16 protein-coding genes and 1 riboswitch are annotated in these 15,400 nt (G+C 70.4%); of the genes, 9 read left to right on the forward strand and 7 right to left on the reverse strand.

The features are described 5' to 3' along the window. The first annotated feature begins 144 nt into the window (after window positions 1-144). Complete coding sequence (locus L0H79_RS01175; RefSeq protein ID WP_301482701.1) at window positions 145-765, forward strand: TetR/AcrR family transcriptional regulator; 621 nt, start codon at window positions 145-147, stop codon at window positions 763-765. A 51-nt stretch (window positions 766-816) separates the two neighbouring features. Here L0H79_RS01175 and L0H79_RS01180 read toward each other — a convergent pair whose 3' ends face one another. After that, complete coding sequence (locus tag L0H79_RS01180; protein WP_301482702.1) at window positions 817-1,248, reverse strand: Lrp/AsnC family transcriptional regulator; 432 nt, start codon at window positions 1,246-1,248, stop codon at window positions 817-819. A 136-nt stretch (window positions 1,249-1,384) separates the two neighbouring features. Between L0H79_RS01180 and L0H79_RS01185 the strand changes: the two genes are divergently transcribed. Together L0H79_RS01185 and ctlX are read left to right on the forward strand one after the other, a co-directional pair. Beyond that, window positions 1,385-2,413, forward strand: coding sequence for an ornithine cyclodeaminase (locus L0H79_RS01185; RefSeq protein ID WP_301482703.1), 1,029 nt, complete (start codon window positions 1,385-1,387; stop codon window positions 2,411-2,413). 2 nt (window positions 2,414-2,415) lie between these two features. Then, window positions 2,416-3,444, forward strand: a complete 1,029-nt coding sequence (gene ctlX / locus L0H79_RS01190; RefSeq protein ID WP_301482704.1) for a citrulline utilization hydrolase CtlX — start codon at window positions 2,416-2,418, stop codon at window positions 3,442-3,444. Between the two features lie 14 nt (window positions 3,445-3,458). On the opposite strand, the gene L0H79_RS01195 is transcribed toward ctlX, so the two are convergent. Continuing rightward, a complete protein-coding gene (locus L0H79_RS01195) occupies window positions 3,459-4,409 on the reverse strand; it encodes a sugar-binding transcriptional regulator (protein WP_301482705.1) in 951 nt (316 codons plus the stop codon). A 194-nt stretch (window positions 4,410-4,603) separates the two neighbouring features. Between L0H79_RS01195 and L0H79_RS01200 the strand changes: the two genes are divergently transcribed. Genes L0H79_RS01200 through L0H79_RS01210 form a run of 3 tightly spaced genes read left to right on the forward strand, consistent with a single transcriptional unit; the run spans window position 4,604 to window position 7,809 of the window. Then, complete coding sequence (locus L0H79_RS01200) at window positions 4,604-5,266, forward strand: SIS domain-containing protein (protein ID WP_301482706.1); 663 nt, start codon at window positions 4,604-4,606, stop codon at window positions 5,264-5,266. Continuing rightward, entirely contained in the window at window positions 5,259-6,716 is a 1,458-nt protein-coding gene (gene xylB / locus L0H79_RS01205) for a xylulokinase (RefSeq protein ID WP_301482707.1), read from the forward strand. Before L0H79_RS01200 ends, xylB begins: the two co-directional genes overlap by 8 nt. A gap of 37 nt (window positions 6,717-6,753) precedes the next feature. Continuing rightward, window positions 6,754-7,809: an NAD(P)-dependent alcohol dehydrogenase gene (locus L0H79_RS01210; protein ID WP_301482708.1), complete on the forward strand. Its 1,056-nt coding sequence runs from the start codon at window positions 6,754-6,756 to the stop codon at window positions 7,807-7,809. A 136-nt stretch (window positions 7,810-7,945) separates the two neighbouring features. Here L0H79_RS01210 and L0H79_RS01215 read toward each other — a convergent pair whose 3' ends face one another. The 4 genes from L0H79_RS01215 to pdxH all read right to left on the reverse strand — a co-directional run bounded on the left by L0H79_RS01215 (window position 7,946) and on the right by pdxH (window position 11,698). Next, window positions 7,946-8,623 (reverse strand): DsbA family protein, encoded by a 678-nt coding sequence (locus L0H79_RS01215; protein ID WP_301482709.1) that lies wholly within the window; start codon window positions 8,621-8,623, stop codon window positions 7,946-7,948. A gap of 80 nt (window positions 8,624-8,703) precedes the next feature. Next, window positions 8,704-9,579, reverse strand: coding sequence for a C40 family peptidase (locus tag L0H79_RS01220; RefSeq protein ID WP_301482710.1), 876 nt, complete (start codon window positions 9,577-9,579; stop codon window positions 8,704-8,706). A 1-nt stretch (window position 9,580) separates the two neighbouring features. Continuing rightward, window positions 9,581-9,770: riboswitch (cyclic di-AMP (ydaO/yuaA leader) on the reverse strand. Between the two features lie 155 nt (window positions 9,771-9,925). Then, window positions 9,926-10,639 (reverse strand): metal-dependent transcriptional regulator, encoded by a 714-nt coding sequence (locus L0H79_RS01225; RefSeq protein ID WP_301482711.1) that lies wholly within the window; start codon window positions 10,637-10,639, stop codon window positions 9,926-9,928. Between the two features lie 387 nt (window positions 10,640-11,026). Next, window positions 11,027-11,698 carry a pyridoxamine 5'-phosphate oxidase gene (pdxH, locus tag L0H79_RS01230; RefSeq protein ID WP_367652419.1) on the reverse strand — a complete coding sequence of 224 codons (672 nt, stop codon included), beginning with the start codon at window positions 11,696-11,698 and terminating at the stop codon, window positions 11,027-11,029. A 142-nt stretch (window positions 11,699-11,840) separates the two neighbouring features. On the opposite strand from pdxH, the gene L0H79_RS01235 reads away from it, so the two are divergent. Continuing rightward, entirely contained in the window at window positions 11,841-12,230 is a 390-nt protein-coding gene (locus tag L0H79_RS01235; protein WP_301482712.1) for a hypothetical protein, read from the forward strand. 15 nt (window positions 12,231-12,245) lie between these two features. Here L0H79_RS01235 and L0H79_RS01240 read toward each other — a convergent pair whose 3' ends face one another. Beyond that, window positions 12,246-12,872 (reverse strand): pentapeptide repeat-containing protein, encoded by a 627-nt coding sequence (locus L0H79_RS01240; protein ID WP_301482713.1) that lies wholly within the window; start codon window positions 12,870-12,872, stop codon window positions 12,246-12,248. Between the two features lie 212 nt (window positions 12,873-13,084). Between L0H79_RS01240 and L0H79_RS01245 the strand changes: the two genes are divergently transcribed. Together L0H79_RS01245 and serC are read left to right on the forward strand one after the other, a co-directional pair. Continuing rightward, window positions 13,085-13,975, forward strand: coding sequence for a hypothetical protein (locus tag L0H79_RS01245; protein ID WP_301482714.1), 891 nt, complete (start codon window positions 13,085-13,087; stop codon window positions 13,973-13,975). Between the two features lie 250 nt (window positions 13,976-14,225). Further along, window positions 14,226-15,356, forward strand: a complete 1,131-nt coding sequence (serC, locus tag L0H79_RS01250; RefSeq protein ID WP_301482715.1) for a phosphoserine transaminase — start codon at window positions 14,226-14,228, stop codon at window positions 15,354-15,356. Window positions 15,357-15,400: the final 44 nt, after the last annotated feature.

Genomic DNA, 15,400 nt, shown 5'->3' on the forward strand with positions numbered 1-15,400 from the left:
ATGTCACTCCATCGTGAGATCCACACTGAGCGGAGGAGGGCTCCTGCTGCGGCGCGATAGGTGAGCCGCGCGAGCACAGTAGCACAATTTCGAGTGCTTGCTCGAGATTCATGTGTACCTTGGGTGCCCGGTACGGTACTCCCCATGGAGGCCACCCGCCAGCCGCGCCGACGGGGGCCCTATGCCAAGTCCGCGGAACGTCGCCGGAGCATCATCGACGCGGCTCTCGACGTGTTCGCCGCCCGCGGGTACCAAGGCGGCTCGCTGCAGGACGTGGCCGATGCGGTCGGCATGAGCCAGACCAGCCTGTTGCACCACTTTCCGACGAAACGGCACCTGCTGCTCGCGGTGCTCGAGCGCCGCGACGAGCTCGGCCGGACCGAGCCGCGCGCGCCCGAAGGGCGAGACTTTCCCACCCGGATCGTGGACCGGGTACGGCTCAACGAACGCGTCCCCGGCCTGATCGAGCTCTACGCCATCCTGTGCGGGGAGGCGATGACGGATGGCCATCCGGCCCGCGACCACTACACCGATCGCTTCGAGCGGCTGCGACACGAGTACGCCGACCAGCTGCGGGCGCTTCAGGAGCAGGGTCGGCTTCGTGACGGGGTCGACGTCGACCGCGCAGCGGCCTCGATCATCGCGCTGTGGGACGGCATCCAGGCGCAGTGGCTGCTCGACCGCTCCATCGACATGGCGGCCTGCCTGGCCGACTACCTCGACCTGATCATCCGGCCAGGGACCGAGTCGGAGTCTGCCGGCTGAGCGGTGCCCGGTCGGCCCGGCGAATTGGTGCCCGCTCGACCGGGAGCTCGGTCAGCGCAGGACGGAGGTGAGCAGCAGGCTCGTCTCGCTGTTGACGACCCCGTCGATGCGTCGGATCCGGCCGAGGACTGCGTCGAAGCCGGCCAGCGTCTCGGTGCGGATCTCGGCGACGAGGTCCCAGCCGCCGTTGGTCGTGTGCAAGGCGATGATCTCGGGGAACCCGCGCAGCTGCCGGATGACGCGGTCGGTGCTGCGCCCCTCGACCTCGACCAGGGCGACCGCGTGGATGGCGAGCGGGTCGCGCTCCTCGCGGACCCGGACCGTGAACCCGATGACGGTGCCGGACGAGACGAGCCGCTCGATCCGGCTGTTGACCGTGGCTCGGGCCACCCCGAGTGAGCGCGCCAGGCTCGCGACCGGGGCCCGCCCGTCCGCACGGAGCGCGGCGATGAGTCGTCGGTCAAGCTCGTCGAGCACGCTCATGAGCAGAGTGTATGAGCAGGTGCACCAGAATGCACAGTACGTCATCAGAAATTCTGCATCTTGGCAATGGACTGTTCATATCGTCGAGAACTAGGCTATGAGGCACAACACCACAGTGGATGGAAGGAACCCGCACATGACCCGCTTCGTCGACGTCAGAAACATGGTCCGGTGGACGGCCGCACAGGGCCCGGAGCGGATCGTCGCCGGCATGGTCGGCTACCTCGAGGACGACTTCCGGCGTTGGCCGGTCTTCGACAAGTCGCCTCGAGTCGCGAGCCACACCCCGTTCGGTGTCATGGAGCTCATGCCGACGAGCGACTACGAGACCTACGGCTTCAAGTACGTCAACGGGCATCCCTCCAACCCGGCACGCGGTTTCCAGACGGTCACGGCCTTCGGTGTCCTCGCCGACGTCCACAACGGCTACCCGACCTTCCTGGCCGAGATGACCCTGCTCACCGCCCTGCGGACCGCTGCGACCTCGGCCATGGCGGCCAAGTACCTCGCCCCCCGCGGCGCGCGAACCATGGCGATGATCGGCTCGGGCAGCCAGGCCGAGTTCCAGGCCCTCGCGATGCGGGCCGTGCTCGGCATCGACACCCTGCGCATCTGGGACACCGACCCCCTCGCGATGGACAAGGCGGTCCGCAACCTCTCGCCGCTCGGATTCGAGATCACCGTCGCGAGCAGCGCGAGCGACGCGGTCAGCGGGGCCGAGGTCATCACGACGTGCACCGCCGACAAGGCCCTCGCGACCGTCCTGCGCGACGCCGACGTGCAGCCCGGGGTCCACCTGAACGCCATCGGCGGCGACTGCCCCGGCAAGACCGAGCTCGAGGCGGCGATCCTGGACCGGGCCGACGTCTTCGTCGAGTTCACGCCCCAGACGCGCATCGAGGGCGAGATCCAGCACCAGCCGGCCGACTTCCCGGTCACCGAGCTGTGGGAGGTCGTCGCGGGAGCCCGCCCCGGCCGGACCGCTGCCGACCAGATCACCCTGTTCGACTCGGTCGGCTTCGCCATCGAGGACTTCTCGGCGCTGCGCTACCTGCGCGACAGCGTCGACGGGACCGACTTCTTCGACGACCTCGACCTCGTCGCCACGCCGGAGGACCCGAAGGACCTCTTCGGCCTCGTCATGTCCCCGCTACCGGTCCGCTGACGATGTCAGCCCAGGCCCCGGGAGCGGTCCTGCTCGTCCGCCCCAGATACTTCGTCCCGAACCCGCAGACGGCCGCGGACAACGTCTTCCAGGTGGCCGGCCCCGCGCCCGGGTCGTCGGCGGCGGCGCTGAGCTGCGCGGCATACGACGAGGTGACGCGCGTCGCGGAGACGCTCCAGGCGCAGGGCATCCGTGTCCACCTCTTCGACGACGAGGACCCGGCCCGCCCCGACAGCGTCTTCCCGAACAACTGGCTCTCGACGCACGCGGGCGGGCGGATCGCCGTCCACCCGATGTACGCGCCGAACCGCCGCACCGAGCGACGCTGGGACATCATCGAGACGCTCAAGGCCGGCTACCGGGTGCAGGACGTCATCGACTCGTCGGGCCTCGAGCTCGACGGGGTCTTCCTCGAGGGCACCGGCGCGATGGTCCTCGACCACGCCTCGAGGGTCGCGTATGTCGCCCGCTCGCGTCGCGCGGATCCCGTTGCCCTGGAACGGTTCTGCACCGCCTTCGGGTACGAGCCGATGGTCTTCGACGCCACGGACCCGGCGGGCGTCCCGGTCTACCACACGAACGTCATGATGTGCGTCGGCACGGACTTCGCGCTCGTCGGGCTCGATCTCATCGCCTCGCAGCAGCGGCGGGTGGAGGTCGCCGAGCGGCTCGGGCAGTACGGCCGGGCCGTCATCGACCTGACCTACGAGCAGGTCTGCGACTTCGCCGGCAACGCCATCGAGCTGCGCACCCCCACCGGTCGGGTCCTCGCGATGTCGCGCCGCGGGCTGGCGAGCCTGCGCCCCGAGCAGCGGGAGGCCATCGAGGCGAGCTGCCGGATCCTGCCGCTCGACGTGCCGACCATCGAGCTGGCCGGCGGTTCGGTGCGCTGCATGGTCGTCGGGGTCCACCTCGACCCGCGACCGGCCGGGACGCCGGTGCAGGCTGCGGCCCCGTCGGGACATGCGCAGCTGACGTGGCTGCGGTCCGGCGAGGCTGAGGGTGACCTGAGGCCGACCGGGCGGCCCTAGAGGACTCGGCTGTCTCAAGCATCGGCATCTGCGAGGATCGCGAGGGCGAGGGTGTGGTCGGTGACGAGCTCGGTGATCAACCCGGCCTGCGCGACGGCGCGGACCGCGTCCGCCTTGCTCGCCCCGGCGGCGACCGCGACGACACGAGGCACGGCGCGCAGCTGCTCGTACGAGATGGTGATGCAGCGGTCCTGGAGGGCAGGGTCGACGGGGAGGCCCTCGCCGGTGACCAGGATGCCTGCGATGTCCGCTGCGACACGGCCGGCTGCGCGGGCCAAGACCTCGGGCGGCAGCACGTCGAGCAGCTGGGTGTCCGGCGGGTTCCACGACCCGACCGACAACAGCGCTGTGGTGACCTCGGGGAACAGCGTCGTGGTGGAACGGACGTCGGCATGCTCACGCAGGCTCGCTGAGGTCTCTGCGTCCGGCACGAACAGTGGTGCGAAGATCGGGTGGACCTCACCGCCGGAGCGGCTGAAGACCTGCCACGCGACCTCGATCGGGGAGGCCGCGATGTCGCGGGCCACGACCCCGGTGAGCTGCACGACCGAGAGGCGCGGGAGGTGGTCGAGCTGGCTGGTCGTTGCCGTGAGCGTGCGTCCCCACGCGACGCCGAGGACCTCGCCGGGTCTCAGGGTCTCGGACAGCAGTGCTGCCGCGGCCGCGCCCACATGGTGGCGGACGGCGTCGTCGTCGCCGTGCGAGCGCACGACCCTGCACTCCTCGAGTCGTAGCGCCCGTCCGAGGCGCCCGGCGAGGGCACTGTCGGGCAAGCCCGCGTCGTTGACCTGGATGGTCACGATCCCCTCGACCGAGGCACGCGCGAGAAGGCGGGCGACCTTGAACCGAGACACCCCGAACGTCTCGGCGATGTCGATCCGGGACCGGCCCTCGAGGTAGTGCGCTCGAGCCACCGCGGCGAGCAGGGCACGGTCCGCTTCTGAGTGGTCATTCCGTGCGCTCAAATGTGCGGCATATCTGACCATCTTGTCCCTCGTTTCTGGGCCCCATCACGCTCCCCTTGCCGACACATCTTCACAACTGTATGCTCATGGATCACTACTTCCGCTCATCCGAGCGCGCATTCGAGCAATCTACACTTCACGGGACGGAGGCGCCATACGGAAGCGCGACGGACTTGACGTTCAAAGGAGCGAGTGTGGGTGCGGAGGGCGACATCCTGGCGGTGGCGCGCGAAAGGCTGGTCGCCGAGGCCGATGGCATCCGCGCGGTCTCGGAGATGCTCGACACGAGCTTCGTGCGCGCTGCCTCGCTGATCCTCGCGAGCGACGGCAAGCTGTTCATCGGCGGCTCGGGCACCTCCGGCACGGTGGCTCGCCGGATGGCGCACATCCTTTCGGTCACCGGCACCCCAGCGGTGGCGTTCTCTCCCATGGACAGCCTGCACGGATCCTCCGGAGCGATCACGCAGACCGACCTCGTCCTGCTCATCTCCAACGGCGGCGCGTCCGATGAGGTGATCAAGGCCGCTCAGATCGTGCAACGGCGTGGCGCCAAGGTCATTTCGCTGACCCGCAGTCACACGACCCGGCTCGCTCGGCTCGCGGACCTCAGTGTCGCCGTCGCCGTCGGCACCCGAGCCGAGCTCGGTGGGATCGTCGCCACAGGGATCACCATCGCGCAGTCAGCCTGGGGCGACGCGCTGGCCGAGGTCCTGATGCGCGGCAGGGGTTACACCTGGCGGCAGTTCATGGACACCCACCCGGCCGGTGCGGTCGGCAAGCTCGAGGACCTCCCGGCGGACCTACCGCTGCTGCACGTCCCCACGGCCGCCTCGATCATCAGCGTGAACCATGACTGACGTCGTCATCGGCGTGGACAGCTCCACGCAGTCCTGCACGGTCGAGGTGCGCGAGATCGATACGGGCGCCTTGGTCGCAACCGGCCGCGCGCCGCACCCAGTCACCCGCCCACCGGTCAGCGAGCAGCCCCCGGACGCCTGGTGGCAGGCGCTCGTCGCCGCGGTCCGCGTCGCGACGCAGGGCCTCGACGCGCGCGTCGTGGGGATCGCCGTCGGCGCCCAGTGTCACGGTCTCGTCGCCACGGACGCCGAGGGCCAGGTGCTCCGGCCGGCCAAGCTGTGGAACGACACGACGTCCGCGGCCCAGTCGGCGGCCCTGGTCGAGAAGTACGGCACGCCATGGTGGGCAGAACAGATCGGGGTCACCCCCTCTGCGGCCATCACCATCACCAAGCTCGCGTGGCTGCGCGACCACGAGCCGCAGACCCTCGCCCGGGTGCGCCACCTCGCCGTTCCGCACGACTGGCTCACCTACCGCCTCACCGGTCGCCACGTCACCGACCGGTCCGACGCCTCGGGCACGGGCTACTTCTCCGCCGACACCATGAGTTGGCGGACCGACATCCTCACCGACACGATCGGCGAGGGCGACTGGCTGCCCATGCTGCCGACCGTGCTCGGCCCCGACGAGGCCGCGGGACAGATCACCGCGGAGGCGGCCGTCGACCTCGGCATCGACGAGGGCGCCGTCGTCGGGCCCGGTGGCGGCGACCAGCATCTGGCCGCGCAGGGCATCGGCCTCGGCATCGGAGACCTCGGCTACAGCCTCGGCACCTCCGGAGTCGTGTTCGCCACCACCCCGGACCCGGTCAAGGACCCGACCGGAGGCATCGACGGCGTCGCCAACGTCACCGGCGGCTACCTGCCGCTGGTGTGCACGCTCAACTCGACCAAGGTGACCGACACCGTCGCCCGCCTGCTGGCGGTCGACCACACCACCCTCAGCCGGCTCGCGCTGTCCGCTGCCCTGGATGCGAACCGTCCGGTCCTGGCCGCATACCTGGACGGGGAGCGGTCCCCGCGCCTGCCGCAGGCACGCGGGATGCTGGCCGGGCTGAGCACGGCAACGAGCCGCGAGCAGCTGGCCCTGGCCGCGTTCGAGGGCGTCGCCCTCGGCCTGGTCCGGGGGGAGCGACTGCTGTCCTCGCACGGCCTCCCCAGCAGTGGCCGCACCATCCTCATCGGCGGCGGCGCCCGTGCCCAGGCCTACCGGCAGGTCATCGCCGACCTGACCGGACGTCCGAGCCTGACGGTCGAGGCACCCGAGGGCACGGCCCGGGGCGCGGCCATCCAAGCCGCGGCCGTCGCCCGGGGCGAGACGGTGGCCGCCGTCACCCAGGCCTGGGCACCCCGGGTGACGTCGGCGACCGACCCCGCGGCCGACCGCAACGACATCTGGCAGCGCTACCTCCACCTGGCCGACCTGCAGGCCGACGGCACGACGTTCTAGAGACACGACACAGAGACACCGACGAAGGAGCACACCCATGAGTGAGATCCCATCGACGATGACCGCCAGCGTGCTGCGCGGCATCAAGGACCTGGTCCTCGAGGACCGCCCCGTGCCACGCCCGGCAGCCGACGAGGTGCTGGTCAAGGTGCTCAGCGTCGGCGTCTGCGGTTCCGACGTGCACTACTACACGCACGGACGGATCGGGCCGTATGTCGTCGAGTCGCCCCTCGTCCTCGGCCACGAGGTGAGCGGCCAGATCGTAGCCGTCGGCACCGGTGTCGACCCCTCCCGGATCGGCCAGCGTGTCGCGATCGAGCCGCAGCGCCCCTGCCGGGTGTGTGAGTTCTGCCGGGCAGGCGCCTACAACCTCTGTCCCCGGATCGAGTTCTACGCGACACCACCGTTCGACGGAGCGTTCTGCGAGTACGTGCTGATCCAGGACGACTTCGCCTACGAGGTGCCCGACTCGATCAGCGACCACGCTGCCGCGCTCATGGAGCCCCTCTCGGTGGGCATCGCGGCGGCCCAGAAGGGCGGCATCACGGTCGGCGACACCGTGCTGATCGCCGGCGGCGGCCCCATCGGCGTCATCGCCGCGCAGGTGGCCCGGGCGTTCGGCGCCGTCGACGTGGTGGTCAGCGACATCAACCCGGCCCGCCGGGAGCTCGCGGGCCAGTACGGCGTCCGGGCCATCGACCCCGCTACGGAGTCCACCGAGCAGCTCGGCGCCCACGTGTTCATCGACGCGTCCGGCGCGGTGCCTGCGATCGTGAACGGGATCCGCTCGGTCCGTCCCGGGGGGACGGTCGTGCTGGTGGGCAGCGCCGACGAGATCCCCCTGTCGGTCCCCGAGATCGCCATGCGCGAGGTCACCGTCACCGGCACCTTCCGCTACACCAACACCTGGCCCATCGCCCGCGACCTGGTGGCGACCGGACAGGTCGATCTCGACTCACTCGTCACCCACCGCTACGGGATCGAACAGGTCGAGGAGGCCCTCACGGGTGAGGGCAGCGCGGGCTCGCTCAAGCGCATCGTCCTGCCGGGGGTGCGCCGGGTCGCCGAGCCGGAGCTGGGAGCTCGAGCATGAGCGCCGACCCAAGTCGGACTGCTGTCCAAGAAGAACGCATCAATACATCGACATGTACATCAAGGCAGCGCTGATCCAGCAGTGATACCCCTGACGCGGCGGGCGGTCCCCGACCCGTGGGCAATCCCGCTCGCGCTCAGGGGCTGCCCGTCGCCACGTCGCGCAGCAGGGTGAGGTAGGCCTCGACGCTGTGCAGGCCGGCCAGACCCGCGGTGCCGTTCGCGACGAGGTAGGGGACCGTGGTTGCGCCGGCGCGGCGGCCGGCGTGCTCGTCGGCCCGCACCCGGTCGGCGAAGTCGTCGCTGGAGAGCACCGCTGCCACGCGGCCCTCGTCGAGGCCGGCCTCGGCTGAGATGCGCTGCAGGACGTCGAGGTCGTCGAGGGCGAGGCCCTCGGTGAAGTGCGCCGCGAAACACCGCTCGACCATGGCCGACTCGAGCGCGGTGCCCCCCACGTCGAGGGCGAGTGCGCAGAGACGATGTGCATCGAGGGTGTTGGCCCGCACCGCCCGGTCCCACTCGAGACGGATCTCGTGGTCGACGGCGGCCTGCTCGATCAGCACCCGCTGCTCGCCCGGTGCCAGGTGCTCGCCGGGAAGGTGCACGTCGGGCTCCACGGGCCCGTCGCGGCCGGGCTCCAGGTCGGGGTGCAGCTGCCAGGACCGGCAGACGAGGGTCACGTCGTGCGGCCGTTCGAAGAGGCCGATGGCGGCCTCGATCCGGCGTTTGGCGATATAGCACCACGCGCTGACGAGGTCTACCCAGAGGTCGAACGTGACCGGAGTGGTCGAGTCGGCGGCGAGTTGGTCGGTCATCCGGTCAGTCAACCACGCTGGCTCGACGGTCCGGGGACGCCTCGCCGGGCGGGCCCGGGACCGGCGTGGCTCAGGGCCGGTCAGAAGCGGCCGTAACCCGAGGGGGTCGTCCAGATGGAGTGGTTGCCCACGGTCGTGCCGGGCCGCTGCGCGTCGATCAACCGGCCCGGGCTGACGTAGATGCCGACGTGGTAGGCCGGGTAGCCGAAGAACACCAGGTCGCCCGGTCGCGGGGAGGACACCCGCGTCGCGGCCGACTGCTGAGCCGAGGCAGTGCGCGGGATGGAGACCCCGGCCTGACGGTAGACCCAGGAGGTGAAGCCGGAGCAGTCGAACCCGCTCGGGCTGGAGCCGCCGTAGACGTAGGGCACCCCGAACATCGACTGCGCGATGCCGACGATGCCGGACGCGCGTGGAGCCGGGTTGCTCGCCGCCTTCGACGTATTGTTCGTGCTCGGTGCACTGCGGTTGCTCGAACGGGAGGAGGTCGTCTGGGAGCGAGCCGCTGCGGTCCGGCGGGCCTCGGCAGCGCGCTCGGCCTGGGCAGCGCGTTCGGCCTCGGCCCGGGCTGCGGCCTCCTGGCGGGCCCGCTCGGCACGCTGCTTCTTGACGACCAGGTCCTCGATGACGATGGGCTTGGCCTTGCGCGCGGCGGCAGGCTTGAAGCCGATGGTCGCGAGGGCGTCGCCCGCCTTGGTGACCGCTGCGCCGGGACCGATCACTGCGGCCGCGCTCGTCGTGGAGCTGCCGGCCGCATGCTCAGCCACCACGGGCATCGGCTTGGCCTCGGCAGCGGTGGCCGGAACGGCCACCGTGGCGATGAGGCCACCTGAGGCCGCGACGATGGCGGCGCCCTTGACGGCCGGCTGCGCCGACTCCTTGGCGATGAGCCTGAGCTCCGCGAGCGGGTTGAATCGACCGGGGACGCGGTGGCGCCCGGTGGGGTTGTGAGCCACGACTACCTCTCCACACGCCTACGGGGTGAGCTGTCGGGTTCGGGCTGGGAGGTTTGCCCGGCCCTCGCGCGTGACCATCCGGTCCCGCCCGAGGACTTCACCCCTAGGACGTCTCACGACGCCCGGGAAACCTGGTTCCCCCGCTCCTGCCATACGAGTTGCTCGGACCCGCGAGCCGACGGCAGGACTGGGCGAGCCGACTCGGGCACTCCCACGCTGTCCGGGGGAGCCAGCCAAAGGTATCGGAAGAGACACGCTCATGTCACATTGAGGTCACGGAACACCCCTCGATCGTCTCAGCAGGTGGTCAGCACGTGGTCAGCACTGTGGCCGGAAGAGCGGGCGGTCAGGAACGTGCTGGCTCGCAGAACACGTGCGCGGCGACCTCGCCCGGCAACGTCACGCCGGAGTCGGGGTCGGCTCCTGCCCGGATGACGCTGACGCCACCCTCGGCCGGCCGCAGCACGACTCGCGCGCCCGGCAGGACACCAGCGGTCGTCAGCAGGGCCAGGGCCGCAGGGTCGACCTGGACCGGCTCTCCGATCCGGCGGATCGTCACCTCCGCCAGAGCGTCGTCGCCGCCCGGCGCCATGGCCTCGGGCAGCATGACGAGCCCGGCTCGGAAGTCCTCGCCCGCCGCGACCCCGAACTCGTCGAGGCCGGGGATGGGGTTGCCGTATGGCGACTCGCGGCCCTCCCCGATGAGGTGCAGGATCTTGCGCTCGACCTGTTCGGACATGACGTGCTCCCAGCGGCAGGCCTCCTCGTGGGCGTACTCCCACTCGAGGCCGATGACGTCGACGAGCAGGCGTTCGGCGAGCCGATGCTTGCGCATGACCCGCATGGCGCGCAGCCGGCCCTCGGTCGACAGCTCGAGGTGCCGGTCGCCGGTGACGCTGACCAGCCCGTCCCGCTCCATCCGGCCGACGGTCTGCGAGACCGTCGGCCCCGAGTGTCCGAGACGCTCGGCGATGCGCGCACGGAGGGGCACGATGCCCTCCTCCTCCAGCTCGTAGATCGTGCGGAGGTACATCTCGGTGGTGTCGATGAGGTCGGTCACGGTCCTCCCAAGGTCAGAGTTACGAGGATACTCGGGAGCTTCATCAGGGGTTGGCACACCGAACGGCAGGGCCGAACCTCATCGTGCGCCTCACGCGCCCCGCGGGGACACCCGAGGTATCCCCAGGCAACGGCGCAAGAGAAGCGGGACGACTATCCGAGTCGTCCCGCTCCCTCTGTCCTTGGTGTCGGTGGGAACCCGACTACTGGGCAGCCACCTCACACGTTCCGGAAGAAGTCACTTCTCGGATCACCTCCCTTCTCTGCTCTTGGTCCGACGCTACGACGGGGCCACGTGTCAGGCAAGGGGTTTGTCACAGATCGCCCTCGGACCAGTTCCCGCCTGCCCCAGCCCCAGTGCTCAGTCCCAATGCTCAGGGCCGCCGGCTCACGGCTGACGCCGGCTCACGAGCCACGAGTCGGGGTCGGCCAGCGTGCCCCCTCCCGACCGGGTGAACACGATGCGGTCGTGCAGCCGGTTCGCCCGGCCCGCCCAGAACTCGACCTCGTCGCACCGGACCCGCCACCCGCCCCAGAAGTCGGGCACCGGCACGTCCTCCGGGTCGCCGGTGTCAGGAAACCGTTCCCGCGCCTCGGCCCAGCGCCGCTCGAGCTCCTCACGGCCGGTCGCGGGACGCGACTGCCGGGAGGCCCACGCGGAGACGCGAGCGCCATACGGTCGGTGGTCGAAGTAGGTGTGCACCTCCTCGCGACCCAGCAGCTCGGCCCGCCCGCGGAAGCGGATCGCCCGGTAGAGCCATGGCCAGGTGAGCGCCGCAGCGACCTGCGGGTTGGCGTGCAGCTCCGCGCTCTTGGTCGACTCCAGGTTCGTCACGAAGCCCGGGCCGCGCTCGTCGAAGAACCGCAGCAGGACGGTCCGGACGTTGGGGTGGCCGGCGGCGTCGACGGTCGCGACGCTGATCGCGGTCGGCTCGGCGAACAGCCGGCTCTCCCCCGCACGTCCGATCGCCTCCTCGAGCCAGGCGCGGGCCTGCAGGTAGGGCGATGGCTCGAGATCGGACTCGACGAGCCCGTCTCCGGTGTAGTCGACACGAGGCACGGCTTGCACATCTCCTTCCGTCATTGCCACAGACTAGGGTCATTGCGGAGGGCTGCTGCGGCAGGTGAGGCAGACACCCACCGGTGTCGCTTCCGAGACCAGATCACCGAGACCAGATCACCGAGCAGCGAGGAGGACAGTCATGGCGCGCAAGGGCAAGGTTCTGACAACCGTCGTCGTCCTCGGCGTCAAGTATGGCCCCCAGATCTGGGTCGCGGGCAAGGCGCTGCGCGAGCCGGCGAAGGAGGCCGCGCAGAAGATCATGGCGAGCGAGCAGGCCCGGCGAGCGGCGTACGCCCACGCCCACACCATCTGGGAGGGCAGCATCCTCAAGGTCTACCGGGGCGAGCAGGCCCACTGGGTCGTCTTCACCGGCGACACGGCCGTCACGGTGCACCCCATGGCCGACGTCCCCCTCGGTGACCTCATCCTGGGCGTCGACCTCACCAGACGGATCCGTACCGACGAGCGGGTGTCCGCGAAGGCTCGAGTCAAGGACCACGCCGCGACCGCACTCCGGCGGGGGCACTGAGCCCGGCGACGCCGGTCACGGCCCAGCGACCTCGATGCCGGCCTCGAGCGCGAGAACGGGCCCGAGGTCGAGCAGCTGCAGGCGGCTGACCCGGGCCCCGCGCAGGCCGGCGACGCCCTGGGGTGAGACGAGCTCGGCGCCGGTGAGGTCGAGCCCCGTGTAGCGACCCCGCCCGAACTGCGGCTCGACGAGGCGGCACCCGTCGAAGCGGACCGCATCGACCGTCGCCTCCTGCAGGTCGAGCTCACTGATCAAGCAGTCCTCGAACATGACGTTCTTGAGCTTGGCACCACGCAGGTTGAGGAAGTCGATCTTGCCGCCGCGCACGGTGACCCCACGCCACTGCGATCCCCACGCCGAGACCGCCCCGAGCCGGCACTGGTCGATGACGATGTCGTGCAGGCTCGCCTCGACCAGAGAGATCCCGGCCCCATGCACGCGCTCCCAGGCACACTGGGACCAGCGCGAGCCCCGGAAGACCGCCTCGCCGAGGTCGCAGGCGACCAGCGTGCACTCGAGGAAGGTCCGTCCCTGCGCGTGCGCGTGGGTGAAGTCCGTGGCGTCGAACCGATAGCCGTCCAGGTCGAGGTCCTGCCCCGCGAAGCTCGGATGCGGGAACGGGCGCTGGTCGGGGATCTGCATGGTGCCATCATGACCCGCTGGTCTGTCCGGCCGTCGGCCAAGTGCTTCCCCTGGCGTTGCATCGCGCCGCGCTCCGACACGTACGTCGCATTGACGCGTCTGCGCTGCCTGCTGGCGACGCAGACTCGTCAACTCGACGCGGCTGGCCACCGTCGTGTGGTTGTCCACAGGCCTCCAGCGGCGAGTCCGCCGTTTCGGCCACGATTGGCCCCATGCCAGCGATGCCGTCGGAGTTCGCCCACCGAGAGGTCTTCTCGGCGGCCCAGGCACGCCGCGCCGGGTTCACTTCTGACGCCCTGGCCAGGCTCGTCGGCACGGGCGGGGCTCATCCGCTGATCCGCGGCTGGTACGCCACGCGTCCTCCACAGGACCAGACCGACTGGAACCGCTTGGCCACCCGGGCCGCGTTCATGAGGATGGGTCGACGAGCCATGGCGAGCCACACCTCTGCCCTCATCTGGCAACGCCTGCCGACGGTGTATGCCGGACTCGGCCGAGTGCACCTCACGCGGATCGGTCCCGGCTCATCGCGGATCCGTCCGCCCGTGAAGCTGCATGCCGCGATCCCGGGACTCGAGGCGTCCGACCGCGTCCCAGTGGCCCATGCCGTCATCCAGTCCGGCCTCGAGTACCAGCCGCTGACCGCGCTCGCCGCTGCCGACGCCGCCCTCCACACCGGCCGGATGAGCCTCGGTGACCTGGCTGCAGCACTCCCGACCTTCGCCGGGCACACCAACGTCGGTCCGGTGCGCGCCATTCTTGCGGAGGCCGACGCGCGGATCGAGTCACCCGGCGAGAGCATTCTCGGGCACCGGGTGCGGTCCCTGGGCTGGGACGTGCAGCCCCAGTTCCGGGTCGAGACCGACTTGGGACGCAAGTTCGCCGACTTCCGCATCAAGGGGACCCGGCTGCTCCTCGAGTTCGACGGGGCGATCAAGTATCGCGACGACGACGGCCCGGACGCCGTCTTCCGGGAGAAGCGCCGCGAGGATTCGTTCCGTCGCAGACGGTGGCTCATCGAACGCTTCGTCTGGTCCGAGCTGGACGACACCTACCTCATCGACCGGCGTATCCGGACCGCCCTCCAGGACGACGCCGCGTGAGGCAGATGCGTCGCGTTGACGCGTCTGCGCTGCCTCAAGACGGCGCGGACACGGCGAGCCGACGCTTTCGCGGAGCCGACAACCCGGCGGTATGCCGCTCAGCGGGCGAGCGTTCGGCGGCTCAGCGTCATACCGGCCGGGTTGAGGGTCCACCCGCTGACCGGGTGGTCCGACGGGCTGGGATGTGCGCTTCAATGGACGGCGACAACGGCGTCGCTGCCCGCAATCCCCTTTGAGCAAAGGCAACAACGTGACCGATACCCCTGCCGTAACAATCCCCCAGGACCTCCGCCCGAGCGACGGCCGGTTCGGGTCCGGCCCCTCGAAGGTCCGCCCGGAGCAGGTCGACTACCTGGCCTCGATCGCCCGGACGGTGCTCGGCACGTCGCACCGTCAGGCGCCGGTCAAGAACCTGGTCGGCACCGTCCGCGAGGGCCTCGCCGCATTGTTCGGCCTGCCGGCGGGCTACGAGGTCGTCCTGGGCAACGGTGGATCGACGGCGTTCTGGGACATCGCCGCGTTCGGGCTCGTTCGCGAGCGCGCGCAGCACCTGGCGTTCGGTGAGTTCTCGAGCAAGTTCGCCAAGGTGACCTCCAAGGCACCGTTCCTTGGCGAGTCGACGATCATCGAGAGCGCGCCCGGCACGCTCGCCGAGCCGAAGGCCGAGGCGGGTGTCGACGCGTACGCGTGGCCGCACAACGAGACCTCGACGGGGGTCATGGCCCCGGTGCGGCGAGTCGAGGGCGCCGACGAGGACGCGCTCGTGCTGATAGACGCGACCTCCGGTGCCGGTGGCCTGCCGGTCGACGTCCGCGAGGCCGACGTCTACTACTTCGCGCCGCAGAAGTCCTTCGCCTCCGACGGCGGGCTCTGGCTCGCGCTCTTCTCCCCCGCCGCGCTCGCCCGCGTCGACGAGGTCGCCGCGACCGGGCGCTGGGTCCCCGACTTCTTCAGCCTGCCGACCGCGATCGACAACAGCCGCAAGAACCAGACGTACAACACCCCGGCGGTCGCGACCCTGGCGATGCTCGCGTCCCAGCTCGAGTGGCTGAACGGCAACGGCGGGCTCGACTGGGCGACGGCGCGGACCCTGGACTCGTCGACCCGCCTCTACGAGTGGGCCGGGCAGACCTCCTACACCACGCCGTATGTCGCCGACCCTGCGGCTCGCTCGCAGGTCGTGGGCACGATCGACTTCGACGGTGCGGTGGACGCCGCTGCGGTGGCCAGGATCCTGCGCGCCAACGGCGTGCTCGACGTCGAGCCGTACCGCAAGCTCGGCCGCAACCAGCTACGGGTCGCGACGTTCCCCGCCGTCGAGCCCGAGGACGTCACGAAGCTGACGCAATGCATCGACCACGTGGTCGCGCAGCTGACCTGAGAACACCCAGACGAGACACCAGTCCACTTGGCGCGGCATCTGAC

The sequence above is a fragment of the Intrasporangium sp. genome (genome assembly GCF_030452765.1).
GTDB lineage: Bacteria > Actinomycetota > Actinomycetes > Actinomycetales > Dermatophilaceae > Intrasporangium_A.